Annotated in this window: 16 protein-coding genes and 4 pseudogenes; 7 read left to right on the plus strand and 13 right to left on the minus strand. The window is 67.9% G+C overall.

Annotated elements, in window-relative coordinates; genetic code table 11:
• Nucleotides 1–139: transposase (locus FMEAI12_RS11790; RefSeq protein ID WP_146776683.1), on the minus strand; the 139-nt coding region annotated here is incomplete at its 3' end.
• A gap of 359 nt (nt 140–498) precedes the next feature.
• On the opposite strand from FMEAI12_RS11790, the gene FMEAI12_RS11795 reads away from it, so the two are divergent.
• The 3 genes and pseudogenes from FMEAI12_RS11795 to FMEAI12_RS39855 all read left to right on the plus strand — a co-directional run bounded on the left by FMEAI12_RS11795 (nt 499) and on the right by FMEAI12_RS39855 (nt 1805).
• Complete coding sequence (locus FMEAI12_RS11795; RefSeq protein ID WP_112106050.1) at nt 499–1065, plus strand: dihydrofolate reductase family protein; 567 nt, start codon at nt 499–501, stop codon at nt 1063–1065.
• A gap of 61 nt (nt 1066–1126) precedes the next feature.
• Nucleotides 1127–1573: pseudogene (locus tag FMEAI12_RS39850) on the plus strand (transposase); the annotation flags it as partial.
• 85 nt (nt 1574–1658) lie between these two features.
• The gene (locus FMEAI12_RS39855; protein WP_368672067.1) at nt 1659–1805 is read left to right on the plus strand and encodes a transposase; all 147 of its coding nucleotides are present in this window, start codon (nt 1659–1661) and stop codon (nt 1803–1805) included.
• 300 nt (nt 1806–2105) lie between these two features.
• Here FMEAI12_RS39855 and FMEAI12_RS11805 read toward each other — a convergent pair whose 3' ends face one another.
• Complete coding sequence (locus tag FMEAI12_RS11805) at nt 2106–4040, minus strand: TIR domain-containing protein (RefSeq protein ID WP_160144262.1); 1935 nt, start codon at nt 4038–4040, stop codon at nt 2106–2108.
• Nucleotides 4041–4637: 597 nt separating this feature from the next.
• On the opposite strand from FMEAI12_RS11805, the gene FMEAI12_RS11810 reads away from it, so the two are divergent.
• Nucleotides 4638–5012 carry a tRNA-binding protein gene (locus FMEAI12_RS11810; RefSeq protein WP_112106053.1) on the plus strand — a complete coding sequence of 125 codons (375 nt, stop codon included), beginning with the start codon at nt 4638–4640 and terminating at the stop codon, nt 5010–5012.
• A gap of 139 nt (nt 5013–5151) precedes the next feature.
• Here FMEAI12_RS11810 and FMEAI12_RS11815 read toward each other — a convergent pair.
• The 3 genes and pseudogenes from FMEAI12_RS11815 to FMEAI12_RS11825 all read right to left on the minus strand — a co-directional run.
• Nucleotides 5152–5400 (minus strand): annotated as a pseudogene (locus tag FMEAI12_RS11815) (rhamnogalacturonan lyase); the annotation flags it as partial.
• Nucleotides 5401–5514: 114 nt separating this feature from the next.
• Nucleotides 5515–6210, minus strand: coding sequence for a TauD/TfdA family dioxygenase (locus FMEAI12_RS11820; protein ID WP_112106054.1), 696 nt, complete (start codon nt 6208–6210; stop codon nt 5515–5517).
• Between the two features lie 49 nt (nt 6211–6259).
• Nucleotides 6260–7588: an LLM class flavin-dependent oxidoreductase gene (locus FMEAI12_RS11825; RefSeq protein ID WP_235013919.1), complete on the minus strand. Its 1329-nt coding sequence runs from the start codon at nt 7586–7588 to the stop codon at nt 6260–6262.
• A 452-nt stretch (nt 7589–8040) separates the two neighbouring features.
• Between FMEAI12_RS11825 and FMEAI12_RS11830 the strand changes: the two genes are divergently transcribed.
• Entirely contained in the window at nt 8041–8682 is a 642-nt protein-coding gene (locus FMEAI12_RS11830; RefSeq protein ID WP_112106056.1) for a DsbA family oxidoreductase, read from the plus strand.
• A gap of 90 nt (nt 8683–8772) precedes the next feature.
• On the opposite strand, the gene FMEAI12_RS11835 is transcribed toward FMEAI12_RS11830, so the two are convergent.
• From FMEAI12_RS11835 to FMEAI12_RS11865, 7 genes are all read right to left on the minus strand, one after another.
• The gene (locus FMEAI12_RS11835; RefSeq protein WP_112106057.1) at nt 8773–9450 is read right to left on the minus strand and encodes an endonuclease V; all 678 of its coding nucleotides are present in this window, start codon (nt 9448–9450) and stop codon (nt 8773–8775) included.
• A 121-nt stretch (nt 9451–9571) separates the two neighbouring features.
• Complete coding sequence (locus tag FMEAI12_RS11840) at nt 9572–10060, minus strand: barstar family protein (RefSeq protein ID WP_200835260.1); 489 nt, start codon at nt 10058–10060, stop codon at nt 9572–9574.
• The gene (locus FMEAI12_RS11845; protein WP_146776684.1) at nt 10057–11097 is read right to left on the minus strand and encodes a ribonuclease domain-containing protein; all 1041 of its coding nucleotides are present in this window, start codon (nt 11095–11097) and stop codon (nt 10057–10059) included. Before FMEAI12_RS11845 ends, FMEAI12_RS11840 begins: the two co-directional genes overlap by 4 nt.
• A 503-nt stretch (nt 11098–11600) precedes the next feature.
• The gene (locus FMEAI12_RS11850; protein WP_112106059.1) at nt 11601–11903 is read right to left on the minus strand and encodes a hypothetical protein; all 303 of its coding nucleotides are present in this window, start codon (nt 11901–11903) and stop codon (nt 11601–11603) included.
• A complete protein-coding gene (locus FMEAI12_RS11855; protein ID WP_160144263.1) occupies nt 11900–13639 on the minus strand; it encodes a DNA/RNA non-specific endonuclease in 1740 nt (579 codons plus the stop codon). The genes FMEAI12_RS11850 and FMEAI12_RS11855 overlap by 4 nt, the downstream gene beginning before the upstream one ends.
• Before the next feature lie 199 nt (nt 13640–13838).
• A complete protein-coding gene (locus tag FMEAI12_RS11860; RefSeq protein WP_112106061.1) occupies nt 13839–17132 on the minus strand; it encodes an ATP-binding protein in 3294 nt (1097 codons plus the stop codon).
• Nucleotides 17133–17158: 26 nt separating this feature from the next.
• Nucleotides 17159–19303, minus strand: coding sequence for a hypothetical protein (locus FMEAI12_RS11865; protein ID WP_112106062.1), 2145 nt, complete (start codon nt 19301–19303; stop codon nt 17159–17161).
• 513 nt (nt 19304–19816) lie between these two features.
• Between FMEAI12_RS11865 and FMEAI12_RS38035 the strand changes: the two are divergent.
• A pseudogene (locus FMEAI12_RS38035) lies at nt 19817–20223 on the plus strand (MEKHLA domain-containing protein).
• A gap of 65 nt (nt 20224–20288) precedes the next feature.
• Here FMEAI12_RS38035 and FMEAI12_RS11875 read toward each other — a convergent pair.
• Nucleotides 20289–21257 carry an SPFH domain-containing protein gene (locus FMEAI12_RS11875; protein ID WP_235013913.1) on the minus strand — a complete coding sequence of 323 codons (969 nt, stop codon included), beginning with the start codon at nt 21255–21257 and terminating at the stop codon, nt 20289–20291.
• A 161-nt stretch (nt 21258–21418) separates the two neighbouring features.
• On the opposite strand from FMEAI12_RS11875, the pseudogene FMEAI12_RS38040 reads away from it, so the two are divergent.
• Nucleotides 21419–21544, plus strand: a pseudogene (locus FMEAI12_RS38040) (IS701 family transposase); the annotation flags it as partial.
• Nucleotides 21545–21644: the final 100 nt, after the last annotated feature.

Genomic DNA, 21644 nt, shown 5'->3' on the forward strand with positions numbered 1-21644 from the left:
CATAGAGGATCGCGTCCACGATGTCACGCCGGTCGTGTTTCTCGGGCCGGCCGTCCTTCGACGCCGCCGGCAGCAGCGGCTGCACGTAGGCCCACTCCGCGTCCGTGAGATCCGAGGGATACCGAGGAGAACGTGCCATCTCCACGACCTACCAGCCCCACCGCCAACCCAAAACCTCCCACCCCCACGTCACTCTCCGCACAGAGAACCAAGATTCAGGACAGGTACTCAGTTCCACGGCATTTCTTCAGATTTCGCGCTTTCTGCGTCGTAGCTTGTTCGGCGGCCTGGTTGCGCTTGAGGTGCCCAGGTCCGGTTCGCTGGCGGGCTGCTGCCGTGCAAGGGCGAGGTCGAGATCCGTCGGGTGCCCGAGCTGGCGAGTACGCCACACTGAGCCCTGACCACGAGGACTACCTGTGAGCCCAGATCGCGCACCGATGAGTTTCCCGCACGGCGCCGGTCTATACGCCGGAGTCCGACTCACGGAAGGCTGGCGCCATGCGGAAACTGATCTACGGCATGAACCTGACCCTGGACGGCTACATCGCCGCGGCCGGCGACGACATCGGCTGGAGCGGGCCGCCGAGCGACGAGCTGTTCCAGTGGTGGCTCGACCACGAGCAGGCGAGTGGCCTGTCGCTGTACGGGCGCAAGCTGTGGGAGACGATGAGCTCCTACTGGCCGACCGGCGACCAGCAGCCCAACGCCACCCCGGCGGAGATCGAGTTCGCGCGGAACTGGCGGGACACGCCGAAGGTGGTGTTCTCCTCGACGATCGACAAGGTCGACTGGAACACCCGCCTGGTCACCGGCGACGCGATCGCCGAGATCACCCGGCTCAAGGCAGAGGACGGCGGCCCGATGGGCATCGGCGGCGCGACGCTCGCCGGGGCGGCCATGCGGGCCGGGCTGATCGACGAGTACGCGATCGCCACCCATCCGGTTCTGGTGGGCGGCGGCACGCCCTTCTTCGCCGCGCTGGACAGCTGGGTGAACCTGGATCTGGTGGAGACGCGGACGTTCCCCGGCGGCGTGGTGCTGACCAGGTACGAGACGAGGCGCTGAGCGGGAGGCTTTCCGTACCGCTGCCACTGCGGTGACCGAGGCGCCGCTGCCGGACATCGAGGTGCTGGGGATCGACGAGACCCGCCGGGGCAGGGCCCGCTGGGAGAAGGACCCGCAGACGGGGAAGTGGTCTGCGGCGGCCGATCGCTGGCACACCGGATTCGTCGACGCCGCAGGCTGCGGCGGTCTGCTGGGGCAGATCGAGGGACGGGCCACCGGTGATGTGCTGGCCTGGCCGGCCGACACCCCGCTCACCTGGCGCCAGGGGGTTCGTTTCGTGGCCATCGACATGTCCCCGTTGTGTCGGGCGGCGATCCGCACCGGACTGCCGCAGGCCACCGTGGTGGTCGATCATTTCCATGTGGTGCAGCTTGCGAACAAGATGCTCAATCTGGTGCGCCGCCGTCTGACCCGCACACACCGCGGCAGACGTGGCCGGGCCACGGAGTGGAAGGCCCGGCGCAAGCTGCTGCGCAACCGGGAGGATCTGACCGACGCTGAGTTCGAGCGGATGTGGAACCCGCTGATGGACCAGGGCCCGATCGGCCAGGCGCTGCTGGTGGCCCGAGATCGAAGCCTTCCTGAACACCGGCATCAGCAACGCCAAGAGCGAGGGGATCAACCGCGTGATCAAGTTCGTCGGCCGCTCCGCTTACGGCTTCCGCAACCCGACCAACCAGCGCCTCCGAGCACGCTGCGTCACCACCCGCCGAGCCCGCGGACACCTCCGCACCGCATAACTTCGAAGACCCGTTTTAGATCGACGTCGACTTCCGCGGCCTGTGCAGCGCTGGAGACGTCGACCGTGCCGGTTCTTCTGGTTCACGGCACGCACGGCTTTCTCGCACCGGAGACGATCGGCGAGTTCCGCGCCCGCGTGCCGCGGGCCGAGATCGTCGAGATCGAGGCGGGCCACAACGTCCAGGAGCAGCAGCCGGCCGCGCTCGCCGCCGCAACCAGCCGCTTCCTGCCCGGCCCGACGGACGGGACCGCATAGCGGCGCCTGCAGATCGGCCCACAGTGTGTGACCAACGACAAGATCAGACGGGGCGACACACTGTCAGATCCAGCCTGGCCTCAGGCTTTTCGAACAGCTCGATCTCGAATCTGGCCTGTCGGAGACGGTCGTGGAGCTCGTCGACCGGAGGAGTCCATCGAGCCAGTCGCTCGCGATCCGAATCTTGATAGATGCCGAGCAGGCGCCGTTGATCGCGAGCAAACTGCGACCACGTTCCGAGTAGCAGAACACCATCGTCCGCGAGTATCTCCCGCATACGCTGGATTATGCTCTGCAGATTGTCGTTTCGCGAGAGCTTCCGATCCCAGCCGAAATGAGACAGAGTGCCCAGCATACAGGTGACAAGATCGAAGTCTCCTCTCGGTAGCCGATCCGAGGAGAAATCAACGTGTTCAATCCTGATCCGTTCGTCTCCCGGGAAACGTCGTTCAAGACTGGCCTGAGCGAAACGGACGCAGTCAGGGTCGTCGTCGATGCCGATGAGTTCTCCGCTGGGAACCGTGGCATCCCTGAAGAGGGCGATGTACCTGCCCGTGCAAGTGCCAACATCGAGATGACTCCGCAGGTTTCCCCAGCGCCCGATGGACTCAATCGCGGCTACTGCTCGACGAGCTTCAAGTGTCTTCAATCGCTCGTCCTCGCCATCGAGATCGAACTCGTACGCCGTCAACCAGTTACCCGTGTAGTCGATCCTTGTATCGGCGCTCCTGATGGAGTTCTGCATGAGTTGGAGGAAACTATCCACTGGTTGTGCTTCCTGCCATAGGTCATCGAAGTAGGTTTCAGCCGCGGCTAGGTACGACGCAAACTCGCGCGTCGTCGCACAATGACTTTTCACGCCGCGAATACTTCCCATACTACCACCCTGGAAAGAGTCCACTCGGAACTCGTCGTAAATTGCCAGCTCGTTGTCGTAGGGGTCATCAATCAACCCCGGCGGGAGAGCACGATGCAGGCTCCACGCATCGAACACCACCCGGACTTCAAAACCTGCGGCGATCATCGCCCTTATGTTGCGCTTGACGTGCTCAAAACGGTTGGCCGACTCGCGCAGTTCCCGTCCTCGCGCCAGTTCACGGAGATGAATGCGGTCCGCCCGGAAGGCCTGGACCACAGCTTCGACATCCTGGTCAAGAATGAACAGCCGGCGCGCCTCGCCGCCGTTGCGACTGAGCCGCACCATCATCTGAGCATTCGCAGTGAGAACACTCGGCTGCGGCCGGCTCCAAAATCCGCTAGAAAGGAACGTCGTTGTCCAGAACCGGCGCTTCACCAGAGCGAGTGCTTCCGCATAGCTGGACAACGCGCTGTCCGGGGAGTCAAAGTAAACTGGTTCGTCATAAACGTCAGTAATACTTGCAACCGACTCACCGAGTGAGCCGACAAGCTTGTCCAGCCGATTCTGCTCGCGTTCAATGGTCTTCGAGTAGCCGAACAGCGCTCCGACCGAGTCATTTGGAATTGACGTGCTAAGTTTGTTCCTGCGCAGAGATTCCCATCGCTCCTTGATCCGGCGGGCACATCCTTCCAGCGTCACGCCGAGCTTTATATCGTTACTGCCGTCAAACTGCTCGACCGTCAGACCGACCAGATCCGTCGGCAGTGTCACTCCCTCCTCTAGAAGTACGCAGACCCGATCCCGACCCAGCCCAGCAACAAAGAACCCATACTCCAGGATCACGTTGTCGCGACTTGAAATGAAGTCTCGTTCACCTCGGGCGACTTCGTCGTCCGCACCGAAGATAAGTATTGCGGCATCGACGGTTCTGAGTTCTTTCTGCAGAACATCGAGGATGTAGGCCCCCGGCGGAAATACATTTCGCCAGAGGTGTAGCTCGAACCGGTCGACCAGCTCGGCTGCCAGCGTGTTTACGATTCCCCTGTTGACGGACTTCCCTGAACTACCAATGAAGATCGTTGGGCGCCATCCAGGAACATCTGAGCTGGAACCGACCACAGTCAGCACCTCCGAAGGCCTACTTGCTCACAGTTGGCGCGACGATATCGTGGCCGATGGCCTCAATATCCCGAAACCTGTCGTAATCGCATTAGGAAACACATTGGTGACTACAGGTAATCGGACGATCCCTATTCCGTTTCCGTTGCGGCCCCCTCGGGGAACCACACCCGACACAACAACCGGACATCAGGGAGAATCTGCACCAAAGGGGCAGCTGGCTTCACGGGCGAGGCAGGCGACGACCCGGGGTCGCGCGTCAGGGACGGACGTAGGGAGCCGTGGATGCAGGTCACTGCGCCACGGACGGTCACTGGGATCTACCGCGCACCCTTCTTGCCCAGCGGCCGTCGCCCGACCCTCCGGCCCAATCCCGCAGATGAGGGTGCTTGCGAAACAAGGGCCGGAGGATCTGATCGCGGCCGGCGTTTATCATCTGGGTGGGCACTGAAAATCCTCCCGAAGAAGATCGGGTATCATTTCGGGTTGCTGCACCCGCGTCGCCGGGACCAGCTTGCAGTCGAATGAACCTCGACCCCTTAGGCCCACCAGCGAGAGTTACACCCCAGCAGAATCAGAGAACAGGACGCGCGCGGGATGGCAGCCAAAAAAGGACCACCACTCAAGCCGAAGATCACCTTTGGCAAGTTCGAGAACATTGACATGCGCGTAGCGCGAGTGATCTCGGCTCCACTGGCCGAGGGTACAAGGTTTCCGTGCCGTGTCATCGAACTGGATCTGGGGAGTCTCGGAATCCGTCACTCGGTAGGTCAGTATGCGCTGCTGTCAGAGGATGAACTGGTCGGCAGAAATGTCATCGTGTGCGCGAATCTCGGCTCACGAGAGATAGGTCCGTACACCTCAGACGCCCTGGTACTTGGGGTTCCCCATCCGGATGGCCCGGAAGATCAGGCGCAAGCTGCTCCACTTTTCGCCCACGAGAAGGCCACACCAGGCGATCAGGTCTACTGACTCTGCCTCACGATCTTCCAGTCGAGCAGGGCCCCGTGGCCCGAGGCCGCTGCGCCCGAGCCAGCCACCCGCAAGGACGGAGCGGCCGCTACCGAGGCGTGTACACGTCCGGCCAGGGGGCGGCGGGCATGGCGGCGCCGATGTTGCGCCCCAGGTCAATCCGCCGCAGCCGGGTGCCGGACAGCTCGTACGCGTCGAGGTAGACGTCGCCGGTGTAGCCGGCCTGGGAGTTGTCCTTGGCGTTGGACGGGTCCCACCTGACGACGATCTCGTACTCGCCGTCACCGTCGAGGTCGCCGACACTGGCCTCGTTGGCGCTGTAGGTGTAGGAAGCGCCGTCCGGGGTCTGGCCACCAGCCGGTATCTGCAGCGGGACGTCCGGATATCCGCCGCCCAGCCGCAACGCGGGCTCGGAGGCGGGCGGCCGATCTGGCGGCCGATCTGGTCCTCGAACCCACCGCCCGGCCCCAACCGGCGGGACCGGCGGGAGACCCCTTGAAGATCAGCTGCCGATGACCTTGCAATACTCGCGCGGGCCGTCGTAGTCGTTCACCGCGTAGTGCCACGTGGCCTGGTTGTCCCAGATCACGAAGTCCCCCGGCTTCCAGCCGAAGCCCACGGTGTGGTTCGGTGAGGAGGCGTGGGCCAGGAGGAACGGCAGGAGGGCTTCTCCCTCAGCCGGGCTGATTCCGGTCAGGCGGAGGGCCGACGAGCTGATGAAGAGCCCCTTACGGCCGGTATGCCGGTGTGTGCGCACCACCGGGTGCTCGATGGTCTCGGTCACCGGCGGCCGGTTGTAGGTCCCGTCCCCCGGGTAGGCGCTGTACACGGCGTTGACCGATTCCAGGAGCCGCTCGAAGGGCTCGGACAGGCCGTCGTATGCCGCCTGCAGATCGGCCCACAGCGTGTGACCGCCGACCTCCGGCACGACCTGATAGGTCAGTGACTCGCTGTTGAACGGAGGGTTCCGCCAGGTTCCGCCGACGTGCCACGTCGCGGCCGTGCCCGCCTTCACGTGCGCGTCCGGTGAGAGGTTCTGGCCACGGAACACCAGGACCTTGTGCTTCCAGAAATCCTCGCGCAGGGCTTCGGCGGTGGCGTCGTCGACGCCGTCCGCCAGGTTGACACCGACGATCTCGGTGCCGAGGACCGGGCTGGCCCGGCGCGTTTCGTAAGGCGCGGTTCGGGTGACGGTCACCGTGACCCCTCTCTGTACGGGACATCTGGAACTCGATCGCGTGCAATCCTCACCGGAGCGACCGTGCCTGGACGGCGGACCAGCGGCTGGGCGGGAGAGACAGCCCGAGGTTCTCGCGCAATGTGCGGCCGGTGTACTCGGTACGGAACAGGCCGCGGCGGCGCAGCTCCGGAATCACCAGGGTGGCGAAGTCGTCGAGCGTGTCCGGGAGATAGGGGAAGACGACGTTGAAGCCGTCCGCGCCGCGGCCCTCGAACCATTCCTGGATGTGGTCGGCGATCGACTCCGGGGTACCGACGATGGTCCTGGTGTCACGGGCGAGCTGGTGGGCGAGCTGGCGGATGGTCAGGCCGCCGGCCCTGGCCCGCTCGACGATGTGCCGCTGGGCGCTCCGGCTCTGGTTGGAGGGCGGCAGGTCCGGCAGCGGCCCGTCCAGCGGATGGGCGGTCAGGTCGACGCCACCGAGCCAGTAGGCGAGGTCCGCCAGCGCGACGCGCGGGTCCAGCAGCGCGGTCAGCCGTTCCAACTTGTCCTCGGCCTCGCTGATCGTGCGGCCCACGACCGTCGACAGGCCGGGCAGCACGACCACCTCGTCCGGGTTCCGGCCAGCCGCCTGGGTGCGCGCCTTCAGGTCGGCGTAGTACGCCTGCGCGCCCGCCAGGTCGGGATGGTGGGTGAACACCACGTCGGCGACCGAGGCGGCCAGCGCGCGACCGGCGTCCGACGAGCCGGCCTGCACGATCACCGGACGGCCCTGTGGCGGCCGCGGGATGTTGAGCGGCCCGGTCACCGCGAAGTGCTTCCCGCGGTGGTCGAGGCGGTGCAGCCTGGCCTCGTCGAAGTAGATGCCGGTCTTCTGGTCGCGGAGGAACGCGTCGTCGTCGAAGCTGTCCCAGAGACCACGGACGACGTCGACGAACTCCTCCGCCCGCCGGTAGCGCAGGGCATGGTCGAGGTGGGTGTCGCGGCCGAAGTTGCCCGCCTCCAACGGGACGACCGAGGTCACCACGTTCCAGCCGGCGCGGCCTCCCGACAGATGGTCGAGCGAGGCGAACTTGCGGGCGATGTGAAAGGGCTCGTTGTACGTGGTGGTCGCGGTCGCTACCAGGCCGATCCGTTCCGTCACCGTTGACAGCGCGGCAAGCAGGGTGAGCGGCTCGAAGCGGTCGGCGCGCGCGGTGCGCCGCAGGGAGTCCAGGTCGTGGCCCCAGATCGCGACCACGTCCGCGATGAACAGCGCGTCGAAGGTGCCGCGTTCCATCGTCCGGGCGAGCCGGATGTGAAAAGGCAGGTCCAGCTGCCCGTCCGGCGGCGAGAGCGGATGGCGCCAGGCCGCGATGTGCCCACCTGAGCCGTGCAGCAACGCCCCGAATGTCAGCCGCCGCGGCCTCCCCGCCGTGCCATCACCCGCCCGAGTTTGCACCTGGCCATTCATCGGACGGCCCCGACCACACCGCCAGTGCTCGCCACGGCACCGCCTGTCTGCCCGCTCGGGGCTTTCCTCACGCGAACGCTGCCGGCATTCCGACCACCGGACCACCGGACCACCGGACCCGCCGAGCGTCGCATCGTGGCGTAAGCACCGTCAACCACCGGACCGATTACTACTGAACTACTGCCGAAATGTTTCTCCTCTTTGACTGCGAAGAGGAATCCCATCCGGCGGAAAGCAGCGCCGGCCCCGACCGGAACACAATGCCGCATACCTGTCGCCTTTGATCCTTCCCCATGTTCCCGGCGAGGTACCCGCCGAGCACCGCGGGTCCCTTCCGACGATGCCCAGGGAGCGCACGGGCCGCGGCCGGTTGCGTCGCAGTAAGGTGAGGCACCATGAAGGTCGAAGTCTGGTCCGACATCGTCTGCCCGTGGTGCTACATCGGCAAGCGACGGCTGGAGAAGGCACTCACCCGGTACGAGCACGCCGACGAGGTCGAGGTCGTCTGGCGCAGCTTCCAGCTCGACCCGACGCAGCCACGCGGGGAGAACATCCCGACCTCCGAGATGCTCGCGCGCAAGTACGGCGTCACCCCGCCCGAGGCCAAGGCCATGAACGACCGCGTCAGCGCACTGGCCGCCGAGGAAGGCCTGACCTACCACCTCGACCGGGCCGTCACCGCCAGCACCTTCGACGCGCACCGCCTCATCCACTTCGCCGCCACGTACAACCTCGCCGGCGCGACGCAGGAACGGTTGATGCGCGCCACCCTGACCGACGGCGCGGCCGTCGACGACACGGACACGCTCGTCCGACTCGCCACCGAAGCCGGCCTGCCGGCAGACAGAACCCGCGAAGTCCTCGACGGCGACGCGCACGCCGACGACGTCCATGACGACATCCGCCAGGCCCGCGCGCTCGGCATCAGCGGCGTGCCGTTCTACGCCGTCGACCGCACCTACGGCATCTCCGGCGCCCAGCCGGTGGAGACCATCCTGGACGCCCTGCGTCGAGCATCGTCCCCGGTCGCGTCCTGACCTGATGGTGGTGGGAGCCAGCATCCGAACTGGTGCGTCGCCGAACTGTTTGCTGTGCGCCCTCGGCCGGGCCGCACCGGCCATGCTCCCTCAGCGAGACGCGGTCCGGGCTTCGGCGAGCGCCCTTCGGCTGAGCTGATCGGCCGCCCGGGTCGTCTCCGGCAGCCGGTACCTGGGGCACAGCTCCAGTACCCACCGGCAGGCGGAGTCAAGGTTGGTGCGGTGCCCGACCGAGACGTACACCTCGCGGACACCGTCACGGGTCCGCAGCGCGGCTCCCACCGGCTCGCCGTCGAGAATGATCGCCGTTCGGTCTCCCCGACGCGGCCCAGGCGTTGAGTGGTCGCCGACAAACGGGGTCTTCGCCACGCCGATCGTCGGCAGGTCCAGGGTGACACCGAGATGACAGGCCAGTCCGAACCGTCGGGGGTGTGCGATGCCATGCCCGTCGCACACCAACAGATCTGGCGGCGCGGCCAACTGCGGGAGAACGGTTTTCCACGCTTCGAGCAGCGGCGGCATTTCCCGGAACGACAGCAGACCCGGAATGTAGGGAAACGCCGCCCGACCTACCACCGCGGCTGATGCGATCACCTCCCAGCCCGGCGCGGCGAGAACGACGACCGCGCCCGCGACCAGATCGGAGTCGGTGTCGTACGCGACGTCAAAGCCAGCCGTCGTCGTGATCAGGTCGGGGCCGGGCACGTCAGCCTGGACGAGCCGACGCAGCTCAGCCTGCAGCGCCTCAGCGTCCTCCACCTGCCTCATCGCAACCCCCTGCGTTACCGAACACCAACTCGTGCAACCGAGCCGAATGTAGATCAGCTCAACTCTGTCCCTTCTTGGGCGGCCGTTTCCACAGGTTTCAATCTCGCGGAGCTGGTCTGGTTCAGCCCGGCAGCAGCTTTGCGACGGCGGAAAGTCCCGCGGCATGATCGGTTAGAAGGGCCGTGACACTTCGGTCTCCGGGAGCGGGTGTCCGCGGCGTGCCGCAGAGCTCGGTCAGCTCCTCGAGAAGCCAGTCGAGCTCCTCCTTCTTGGCCTTGGACAGCACCTGGGAGAAGTCGGAAAACACGAGGATGACGGCGTCGGCCGGTACCTGGAAATCGTACAAGCTGTCATGGAGGGCCGACCAGTTACCACCGAAATAGGCGGGAAACTGGAGAACCGCTGCCAGTTCGTCAAACAGGCCAGCGGAGGTGCGACAGCGTGAGCCGCGGACGTGCAGCGTCCGTACTCGCGGCGAGGCCGTCCCGAGGTCGAGCTTGTGGTAGAGCTCGGCAACCAGTCGACCGGTCGCCGCGAGTCCGTCGACCGGCACTGCGTGAACACCACCGAACAGACCGCTTCCGATCACTTCCAGTGGATCTTGTCTCAACGGAACCTCACCCAGCTCTGGTAGTGGTCGTCGGTGTAGTAATGCGCGTCGTCGTCGCCGACGACGAATCGCCGACCATTTCTCTGTACGCCGTCGTACGGGTCGCGGTCGTACTCCTTGTACCTGATGGGCGTGCCATCCTCAGTGGTCTCGGGTAGCTTCGGCTCCGATCTGTTCTTGTAGGCGGTGCCACCGGAGTATTCGCCGGCCGTCAGGCCGTTGTATGGCTTACGGGGAACCGCATCCGCCTTCACACCATCAACGCCGTCTGCCGGGCCGGTGACCTCAGGCTCGCCTCCCCAGGGGATGTCACGATCATCACTTTCATGATCGGCGTCGCCGTCACGGCCGTCCGAGCTTTCCGGGCCGTCGGTGCCGTCGGTGCCGGGAGTGCCGGGATCCGGCAACAGATCCTCGGCAGTCTCGCCGTCGGTGCTGGTCGTCGGGTCGGGGTCTGCTTCGACAGACAACGGGCTGCCGGTGGGGTCGTTCTCGTGGACCGTGCCGTCGTTGACGATGGTGGGCGAAGGCGCCTCGTCAACGGACTCCTGGCGGGACGGTTGCGGACGGTCGCGCACGCTGCTGGAATCGGGCGCTGTCAGGGACTCCGAGTCGTTCCGGACGTCTACTGGGTCCTGCCCGTCCGGCTGCTCGACTCGGGCGGCAGGTGCAGACGCCTCAGGCGCCCCTCGCATACCGGGCGCAGTGGATGCATCGGGCGCATCAGTTGCGTTCCGGATGTCCGGTCCAGCTTCGGGCTGGACCGCTGGCCGGAACTCATTGCCCTGCTCCGTCCGGACTGCCGGCTCGGACTCGACGCCTTCCTCGGACCGGGACAGCGGGTCGATGCTGGGGCCAGCTCCGTCGGAGGACCTCTCCTCCATGGCGGCCTTGCGGTCATCGAGGTGGGACTGGAACTCGGGCGTCGGCTCAAGACCGCTTCCTGGCGGCTCCAGCCCCTGCGGTTCCTGGTTCCTCGCCGAACTTTGCTGATCTGCGTTCTGCGGTTCGCGAGAAGAGGGATCGCCGTCGAGCATGCCCGCCTTGTCCTGGGCACTGGGCTCGACTGTCGGCGACGGGCTCCGGTCTGACAGTTCTGCGGGCTGGCGCTGCTCCGGCGCACTGCTCGGGCCCTCGTGGCTGAGTTGTCGATCCTCCGGGGCGCGATCCAAAGCGGCGGCTTTGTCGGGCGGTCCTGGCGCGTCGGTGTGCGCGGCCAGGCTGTCCGCCCGCTGATCGGCAACGTCGGCGGATCCGGTCTGTTGGTCCTGCGTACCGGTATCCGGGCCGCTGTCGTCCACGTTCTCACGTCGCGTGGCGTCCGGACCGCCGCCGCCGGACACGCCCCGGCCGTCGAGGGACGAGGCCTTCTCCTGGGTGGACGTGTCTGGCGGCGGGGGTGGTGGAGGGGGAGGCGGAGCGTCAGTCGTCGTCGGGCTGTCGGTCGCCACGACCGGGCCTCATTTCAGACTGGACAAGCCGACACAGCTCGGCCTGCAGCGCCTCAGCTTCCTCGACCTGCCTCACCGCAACCCCTTGATCAGTAAGCCAGGTCAATCTCAATCTTTCCATCGCGCGCAATGCTGCCACTTATTACCTTTGGCGTTTCTTTCTGGCTTTCCCGAAAGGCGTCCTCGAGTTCGTCCAGCGCCTCGTACACATCGTCACCAAGATCGACCTCATGCTTCACATCGTTCTTACTCGCACTGATTTTGATTTTCTGGACATCCGGCTCGGAGATATCGCAGCTGAATCGTATTACGTCGAACTCAAAGTCGACCGAGGAATAGATAGCGCGCCCGAGCCGTTCGATCGCGTCCGCCTGGGAATCCCGGTCCGTCATCGTCCACCCGCCCTGTTCCTGAATCGAACTATCTCGGTCTCGCCGTCGATCTTATACCGGATCGCAATCCCGCTCGGCCGCTGACTACCCTCCGGGTACACAACCCGGATGTCGACTTCGACGCTCTTGTCCCGTGCCGCCTGGGCCAGCTTGTTCTCCAGGCTCCGGTAAGCCCCGCGGTTCAGGTTCATGTCCTGAGGAACGAGGTTGATGCGTCCCTCCGGTGGATTGAACCGATGGCCGATGAGGTGGCCGGCGTCGTCGCCCGGTTTGCCGGCTGCTCTGGCCTCCCTGGCCGCGGCCGCGTCACGCCTGTCCGGAGTATCGACATTCAACGTGCCGGTCGCCCTTCTGGTACGGCCATGCTCATCCACGGTGAACGTATATCCCTTGATCGTGTGGTCACCGGCTGCCGGAGCATCCTGGCTCCTCGTCTCGGACGCTGTCGGCGGGTCGCCGAGTTCTCCGGCTGACCTGAGGTTGTCGGAGCTGGCCGTGGGCGGCGCTTCGCCATCCACTGAGTTCGGGGTCTCGTTCTGGCTCGCGACAGTCCGTCTGTCGGGCTGCTCATTCCGGTCGGCCTGGGTCTCGGGCGTCGTCGCGGCAAGATGTTGCTCGCTCTGTGGGCCGGTCTGCAGGTCCTGGTCGGCCACGGTGCCGACGGGTTCGTCGACGTGGCCGCTCTGGGTGACCTCGTGATCGTCGATGTGGGCCTGGCGCCCGTCCGCATGCTGGAGATCCGGTGACTCCGCTCGCCGCAGCGCATCAGGCCCTTCAGGCACCACGGGCTCCTGGCGGGCACCGCTGACGCTGAAGTCCTCGTTACTTGTCGTGCCGCTGATCTGGTCGGCACCCCGGCCAGCGTCTTCCTGTCCATGCTGCGTCAGACCGAGTGGGACCTGGTCGCGCTCGGCATCGTTCTGATCGGCGACATTCTCCTCGTGGGGACTACTCGCCTCGGCGGCAGCAGGCTCAGCCCGGTCGAAAGGATCAGTCTCCAGCTCGCCGGCACGAACTTCGTCCGAGGCCCACTCGGGAGCCGAATTCCCCGCTACAGAACTGCCTTCATCCTCGGTTGCCGGCCTGGGCTCCTCTGCGGATTCCGGTTCCGGTTCCGGCTGGACATCGGTGTCGTTGTGGGGATCGTGGCGATTGTCGGCGTCGCCGACGACGTCGGGGGAACTCGTCTCCTCCTCCCCCGGTGCCTCGGGAGTTTCCGAGGTCCCCGGGCCTGCCGAGACGTCGGGCTCCTGCCGGGACGGTTGCGGACGGTCGGGCCCGCTCCCGGGAGCGGAAGCCGTCGGTTGCTCCGGGATGTTCTGGGCATCTGCCGGCTCCCGCCCGTCCGGCTGTTCCGTCCTGTCCGGCTGTTCCTCCCGGGCGGCGGGCACCTCAGGTGCACGTCGCGTACCCGGCGCAGTGGACGCGTCGGGCTCGCTGTTTGCATTCCGGGCATCTGGCGGAGCTCCGGGCCGAGCCGCCGGCTCGGACTCGACGTCCCGCTCGGGCGCAACCGCTGGCTCGGTGGCCTGGTCGGAGGGCCTCGTCTCGCTGGCGGCCTTGCGTTCCTCGATAGCGGCCTTGCGCTCGTCGAGGTGGGACTGGAACTCAGGCGTCGGTTCAAGACCGCGGCCTGGCGGTTCCAGCCCCTGTGGTTCCCGGTCCTGCTTCGCCGGACTCTGCTGGTCTGTGTTCTGCGGTTCGTGCGGCGTGGGATCGCCGTCGAGCGGACTCATCTTGTCCTGGGTGCCGGGCTCGGCTGTCCGCGCGCTGTCGCTCTCGTGCTCAGGTCGCGTGGCGTCCTGAGCGGCGCCGCCGGACAGGCCCCGGCCGTCAAGGGCCGAGGCCTTCTCCCGGGTGGACGTGTCCGGCGGCGGAGGTGGTGGCGGAGGAGGCGGAGTGTCGGTCGTCGTCGGGCCGTCGGTCGCCATTCGGTCAGCGCCCTCCGTCCGCGACGTACTTCTCCAGCAGGTCGGCGATCTGGAAGTGCAGCGCCTCCAGGTCGGCGTCGCCGCAGGCCAGGCGCAGCGCCGCGCGCAGGTGCTCCTTGGACGTCCCGCCGGTAAGCGTCTTCACGGCGACGGCGAGGCCACTGGTCGCCAGGTCACCGAGGCTCACGGCGTCCGCGCCGGGGGCGTAGTGGGCGCTGTCGCGGAGCTCCGCGAACTGCGCGGGCACCGTCTGGCTCACCAGTGACAGCCCACGGCGGCGCCAGTCGGGCGTCTCCGGGTGGGGGCGGTCGGCGTCGGGGCCGCTCTGGGCCTCGTTCAGGGTCCGGCGGACGTCCTGGTAGCGGTATGAGCCGGCGGTCCAGCGACGGGTGTCGGCGTCGTCCTGCGCGGTGCCGGCGAGCAGTCCGGCGAGTGTGCCCGCGAGCCGGCCGGCGAAGTCGTCCGGATCGACGTGGCCGCGCAGCAGGGTCGCCCGCGCGGCGACCGCCCGGTCCACCGCCTGCGCGAGCAGGCAGTCCCTGGTCCGGGTCGGCAGGGCGAGCAGCTCACCGGACAGCGGCGCCACCGGTTTCGGTGGCGCCTGGCCGAGCAGATGGGCCAAGCCGATGACCTGGTACGCGGCCACCGTTTCGACCCAGATGACCAGGCGGGGGCTGGAAGCGAGGTGAGCCGCGTCGTTGATCTGGCGAAGCGTGCAGGCGCCGTCACGCCGGCAGTCCGCGCCGCACAGATTGCTCCGTCGTCCGCCGAGTGGCGTGCCGTCGTAGCTGGCTTCGTCCATCGACTCCCGATCCGAGCCCGGCGTCATCCGGACGAGCACCGGACGGTCCATCCCGTCGACCGCTACCGCCGCCACGCCCGGAGGCAGCGCGACGACCAGCTCGGACTGCTCCTCCCGCAGGTTCATCGTGGCGCCGACGGCCGCTCTGTCCTCCGCCGAGGGCAGCCGGTGCATCACCTTCAGCGCGGTGTTCTTCAGCACGTCAGGAATGATCTTCGACGGGATCTGTTCGACGACGAGGACGCCTTCGCCGTAGGCGCGGATCTCGGCGAGCAGCGACGCGAACAGCTCGACGGCGGCCGCTGCCGGGCCGCTCTCGACGTTCCTGAGTAGCCGGTGGGCCTCCTCGACGACGAGGACATGCCGCAGCTCACCCGTCCCCGCGCTGCCGTACTTGACCCGCAGGTGCTCGACGACGCGGATCAGCACCGCGCCGAGGAGGAAGGCCTTGTCCTGGTCGTTGGTGATGTCCTCGAGCTCGAAGACCACGTTGCGGGTCAGGAGCGCGCCGACGTCGAGGGGGTGACCGCCCTCGAAGAACCGTCCGGGCGTCCCCTCCCGCAGCGAGCCGATCCGCACGTCGACGAAACCGCGCACGTCCGCGGTCACCTCGGCGCCGTAGCCGATGTTCTCGACGACCCGGGCGGCGGTGCGCTGCAGGTCACCGAGCGTCGGATAGCGGGGCCGCACGGATACGGCCGGTTCGTCGTCGCGGAACCGCGGCCGGTGCTCGGGCCGCATCCGGCCGGCCACCAGATCCCAGCCAGCGTCGGTGTAGCAGACGGTCAGGGCCCGGGCGAGTACCTGGGGGAACGGCTCGTGCGCCTCGAACGCGGCCAGGAACAGCGCGCGGACGAGGTCGATGTGGCTCTGGAGCGGGAAGCCGGGTTCCGGTTCCAGGGGGTTGAGTGCGGCCGGTGGCGCGTCCAGGCGCCCCGGTTTGATCACGATGACCTCGCTGTGGCCCGTGAGCCGACCGGCCATCCGGGCGTACTCGGCCTTCGCCGGTTCCAGCACCAGCCACGGCACCGGGTCCGCGGCCCGCGCCAGCGACTCGAGCAGTGATCGGACCGTCTGCGACTTGCCGGAGCCGGTCGCGCCGCTGACGAAGCCGTGCCGGTTCAGCGTCGAGCGCGGAACCGGCAGGACGCCTGCCGGCGACCAGGCCGCGTCGAGCACCTGGCCGAGCACGAGCCCGCCGCCGGGCACGGTCGCCGCCGGTGCCATCGGCCGGCTCGCCTGAACGACTCCCTCGGGGGTGACGTCGAAGGTGTGCGGGGTCACCAGTGTGATCCCCGGGAGTTCGCGCCTGGGCGGGCGCGCGAGCGCGGCGAGGAGCTCCCCGCCCGCGCGGAACGGAAAGGTCGCTTCGACGCCGGCTGTCGCCGGGCCTCCGACGGCGGGGCCGGCACGCCCGGGCGCGGAACTGCCGGCCGGCCCGGTGGCGATGCCTCCCGGTCCGGTACGGCCGGGGGCGGTGCCGGGACCGAATCCGGGACGCCCGGCGGGACCTGACGGGCCCGCCGTCCACGTGCCGCCCGGGCCGGCGCTGATGGCCTGCGGCGGCGGGGCGGCCCGCGGCGGCGCGGTCGGGCCCAGGGCCTCGGCCAGCGACATCGGCCCGCCCCGCGCCGGGGTGAGGAGGTAGGGCAGATCGTCGAGGTCCCCGGCGCCGCACAGCAGCGCGGCGGTCAGTCGCGCCGCTGTGCTCGTCGGCGCGCCGACGAGCACCCGCACGTCCCACATTCCGGTCGCTGTCGAGCGGGTCAGCTCGCGGTAGCGGGCCTCGGCTCGTTCCAGCTCGAGACGGGCGTGCTCGTCGCGCTCCCGCTGGCGCAGGAAGGGAATCATGCGCAGCAGGTCGCCGCGTTCGGTGTCGACGACCCCGGTGGGCACCGGCTGCCCGATCACCAGCCAGGCGAAGGCGCCCGGCAGGTGAGCGGCGTAGTCGTCGAAGGAGCCGTGACGCGCCGGCCCGTCGCCCTGCCGGGCTCCGCCGCCGTTGCGAGCCCCGCTGCGGGCTCCACCGCCGGCGTCCGCGCCCCAGAGGGCGTCGGCCGTCCCATCGCACCGCAGCCAGTGCGGGAAGCCGGCCAGTGCCGTCACGAGGTCGGTCGTGTCGACCGGAACGCCAGTGCTGCCCGGCGGGTACAGCACCGGCACCGCCACGCCTTCCACGGCGGCGGACGCGACGGTGCCCGCCGCCGGGAAGTACGGGTTCCCGCCGACCAGAATCCGCAGATGCGGGTCGCCGGGCACTCGCACCCAGGCGACCGCGACCGCAGCCGCAGCCGCAGCCGGGCCGGCGTCCACCGCGGGAAACTGGCCCGGGACACACGGGTAGGGGTCGGCCTCGACCTCTGCGCCCTGGGTCAGGTCGGCATGCGCCGCGATGAGTGCGGCGAACAGTTGGGCCGGCGCCGGGTCGGGCCTCTCCGACGGGTCTGGCGGACGCGGGGCGGAGAGCAGCCTGTGGAAGCGGAAACCGTCCAGCATTCCTGTCACCGGATTCCTGTCACCGGCTACTTCTGCCCCGGCCAGGTGTGCGGAGGCTGGTTCGGATGGGCGCCGGTACCGGACGAGTGGCCTGGGTGGTAGGGGCCCTGCTGCGCTGGCTGCTGCGGATAGCCCGGCTGCTGCAGGTAGTCCGGCGGCAGCGGATAGCCCGGCTGCTGCGGGTACCCCGGCGGCAGCTGGTGCTGGAACTCTCGCTGTGGCGCCGGTAGCTGCTGCGTGGCCGTGGCACCGCCCTGGTTCAGGCTCCCCGCGCCGTAGGCGGGTGCGGCCCCGGTGAGATCCCGGGGCTGCTCCGAGACCCTGGGCAGCAGCAACAGGCCTGGGTTGCAGTCGCCGGAGCGCACCCGGCCGGGACCGCTGGACGTGCCCACCAGGATGAACGCCGTCGTGGCCAGGCTCTGCAGCACGGTCGGCTCGACGGTGTAGTCCTTCTCGCGCTGCAGGGTCGTGCCGAGGTTCCGGCTGACCGTGTTGGAGACGTTGAGGGTGTTGGTCCACGTCGACGAGTGCGACGTCGTGGTCGAGTGGTTCCAGTTCCGGCCGCCGCTGCCTCCGCCGGGGCCGTAACCGCGCTGGCGGCCCTCTCCCTCGGTGAACGCCGTGCCGTCCTGTTCGCCGTAGCTGTTGGCGAGCCCTTCCGTGAAGCTGTCGCCGATCTGGTTAGTGACCTGGGAGAGCACGAAACGGAAGCCCTTGCCGATGTGGTCGGCCGCGGCGGAGGCCTCCCGGGCGTTGCCCAGCCGCATGAAGATCGCCGCGCTGTGGCCGGTGCCGATCAGCTTTTCCGCGTCGTCGCTGAGACTCTTGAACAGCAGGACGAGCCGGACACGGGCCGCCTCCGCCTGCCGGGTCAGCGTCGTCAGGGTCTCGCGGCCGAGATGGTCGGCGCCGGCGATGACGACGACGTCGTTGAGACCGGCGTGCCCGTTGCCGCGCAGCTGGTGCAGCAGCGTCTCGACAAGAATCCGGTCGGTGAGCAGCTTGCGCCGCCCGGAGTTGCCGCGCCCCGAGCTCGTCGTCGCCAGTACCCGCAGGCCGCCGCCCGGCCACCAGGCCGCCGGTTCCGCCGGCGGGACATCGGCCGCCGAGGCGTCGGAGCCGGCGAGTGTCTCCAGCTCGGTGCGCAGGAAGCTGATCTGGTCGACCGTCCGCTCCCGCTGGCCGAGGTCGTACATCCGCTGCTGCAGCGCCTGCACCTCGTAGTCGCTGAACACGCCTTCGTGGACGGCCGAGCTCTGGTTGTCGAGGATGCGCAGCGCGGCGGCGAGCCGGGCGAAGGTCAACGGCGCTTCGATCGACGACGCCACGCTGCGCAGGATGTTGAGGTCGATCGCGCGCAGGCTCTGGTCGCCCCCGCCCCGGCGGTCCGCGTCGAAGGCGTCGGCGAGCAGTTCGGAGGCCTCTCGCAGGTCGAGCTCGCCGAGCAGGCCGATCCGTTCCAGCGAGTTGGGCAGTTCCCGCACGTCGACCGAGATCGGCGCGTCCGCGTTGTTGGCGAGCATGACCAGACCGGCACCGACGCTGAGCTCGGACAGGTCGAGCAGCAGAATTCCGGACCCGCTCGTGAGCAGCGACGTGCCACCGGTGGCCAACAGACTTGTCCAGCCGGCGCCGGTACCGCCGAAGACATCGATCCGCGCCGGGCGCTCCGGATCCAACGGATAGAACTCCAGCGCCGAGCCGATCCGGTACTGCTCAGCCTGGTCGTGCTGGTGGACGCGTTGCTGCCAGGCGGCGTACGCGACCTGGAAGTCCTGTTCGCGGCGGGCGACCTCCGCCTGGTGGCCCGCCTGAATGGACTTCATTTGTTTGCTGACCGTCTGAATCGGCACAAAATACCAGGCAAGCAGGACGACGCCGATGAGCAGAGGGCCGACGCCGCTCGGCGATTCGGCCAGTGCTCCGAGTCCCCCGAGCAGGAACAGTCCGCCGACGATCGGCCGCCAGACCTTCCCTGACAACTGCCGCCTGCGGAACTCCAGCCCCCGCAGGTCGGGCACCGGAAGCTGGACCCGCGTCGGCGGGTGGAAGGCCTCGTGGTGCGCTGTCGCGGGATGCGGAGGCGCGTATTCCCAGCCCCAGCGTTCGTTCGAACTGAAGATTTTTCTGACGAGCTCTTCGCTCGGCGCGTTGACCTGCGGTTTGATCATCGAACTACCTGCCTGTTCCCCCGAAGCGGCGGTAGGCGACGTCCCCAGGCGTTCTCTTCAGGTGCCCTGGGGATGCCGTGGACAGATGAACGTTACATCCGTCCACGCTACATGCGTAATGGGCCCGCACGGCGTCCTACCGGACTCCGCCGCAGGCCCGGCCGCCTCATTCGAGGCACTCCAATTACGTGACAATCTGCAACCACTACTCGTCATGCGACTACTTTCTGTCGGCTCCGGTGCCGGCCGGGCGCGGGTTCTCCGGCCCGCTCCCCCGGCAGGAGTCGTCGGTACCATGAACGGGCCGCGCACGGCGGAACGGGCCGCGCACAGCGGGTGTACGCCTCCCGGGTATCGATTCGGGGATGGGAGACAGACATGCCCGACACACATCGGAAGCCGCTGCGCGACGAGGTGTCCCGGCGGCCGGCGGCTTCCTCGGGGACGGGGCCGTACGACAGCGCGTTCGCCGAGCTGTTGACCGACAGCTATCAGCGTCTCCTCGGTGAACCGATGCTGCCGGCCGGCTATCCCGTCGAGGCGGACGTTGCCCGCTGGCTCTACGATGCCGCTCCGTTCGGGCTGCTCGCGCACGACACCTCGGCCGACCCGCTTTTCGTGTACGCGAACACGACCGCACAGCGACATTTCGAATACACCTGGACGAGTTCGTCGGGATGCCGTCCCGGCTGTCCGCCCGGGCGGACAGCCGGGACGCGCGCCGCCGGCTCATGGACGGCGTCCTGCTGCGGGGCTACGCCGGCGACTACCGCGGCGAACGTACCGCCCGGTCCGGACGCCGCTTCTGGATCGAGGACACGACGATCTGGAATCTCCTCGACCGGGAGGGCACCCTCCACGGCCAGGCTGCTCTGATCCGCGGCTGGACCGCCGCCCCCTCACCGCCGGCCGTTTCCTGAGTGGGTTCAGCCGAGCGGAGGGAGAGGCTGTCCGCGCCGAGCGGTCGACCTGGGCGTGACGCCCGTCAGGGCTGGGTGATCGCGAAGCCCGAGCCCGGGGCGAACGTCGTCACGTTCGGCGGGATCGCCTTGAGCTCGTCGATGGCCGCACACGCCGGGCACTCGGCGTAACCAGACTGGTGGATCCGGTTCACCTCCGCGTCGGCCCGCGCCTGCGCGACCCGGGCCTGCGCCTCGCTCACGCCCGCGAAGGCCGCCTGCGCCTTGTTCACCGCCTCCTGGACCTGGGTCGGCAGAGTGATCCGGACCAGGTTGAACTTGAGATTGATCAGGAAGGGCGCGCCGAGCGTCGTCTCCAGGTCCCGGGCGAGCGACTCGTTGATCGCCTTCTGAACTGCGGCGATGTTGCCGTTCGACGATTCGGTCGGGGCGACCGGCGAGGTTCCCACGGCGCCCGAGCTCACGGTCCGGTTCGCTCCCAGCTGCACCAGCGTGCACGAGGAGACCAGCGCCGCGCAGTCGAACGTGTTGATCTGCTCGCGCAGGTCGTTGTCGATGACCGGCCGAATGATCGTGTCGAGGAACGCCGACCAGCTGTTGTCTCCCTCGTACGGCGCGTAGTTGTCGCCATCGGACAGCAGCCGGAACTTGCGGGTGCCGAACTTGTCGTCGAAGGTCCGCAACGCCCCCGGGTCCGTGTTGAGGGAGAAGTAGAGAGTCCCTTCGATACCCATCTCGACGCCGTCCTTCGACGGCACTCGCACGACCTCGTGGTCAGGCCGGTCGCACTGCCCCTCGTTCGCGGTGATCGTGTAAAAGCGCTGCTGGGCGGGGTACTTGTGGACGTCGGAGTAGAGGCCGACCCAGACCCGGCCGGAGGCCGGTTGAATGACCTGGCGGATCCGGTGGTTGTCGAGCGGGCCGCCGTTGCGGACGACGGCGACCTCGCCGCCGCTCGTGCGGTCGAACGAGCCCAGCGCGCTGAAGCCAAGAATCATCAGGTAGATCGCGAGTACGGCGAGCAGAGCGACCAAGACACGGAATCTCGATTTCCGGGTGGGCATCAGGGGTTCCTCGACACGGGCACGGATCGGCCAGGTAGCCGAATCGCGGCTAAACGGTGAGTACCACTATCGATGCATACCTCGCCCTTGAGCACTCACTGTGTCGGAAACCCGGCCCTCGGCACCGGGACCTGAAGAAGGGCACGACCACGGTCGGGGTGCAACGCCAGCGCACCGAAACCGCCGAAAGAATCGAGAACGCCCAGGTCACGGCCTACCTGGCTTACGCCTCCGACCGGGGCAACGCTTTCATAGACTGGGCGCTCTCCTTTTTCCGCACCCACGCACCCGACCCGGTCCCACTGTCCGCACCGGCCAGGCTCACCGGACGCCGCTGGGCCGTCGACTGTTCATCAC

This window comes from Parafrankia sp. Ea1.12 (genome assembly GCF_900465275.1).
In the GTDB taxonomy this organism is placed as follows: Bacteria; Actinomycetota; Actinomycetes; order Frankiales; family Frankiaceae; genus Parafrankia; species Parafrankia soli.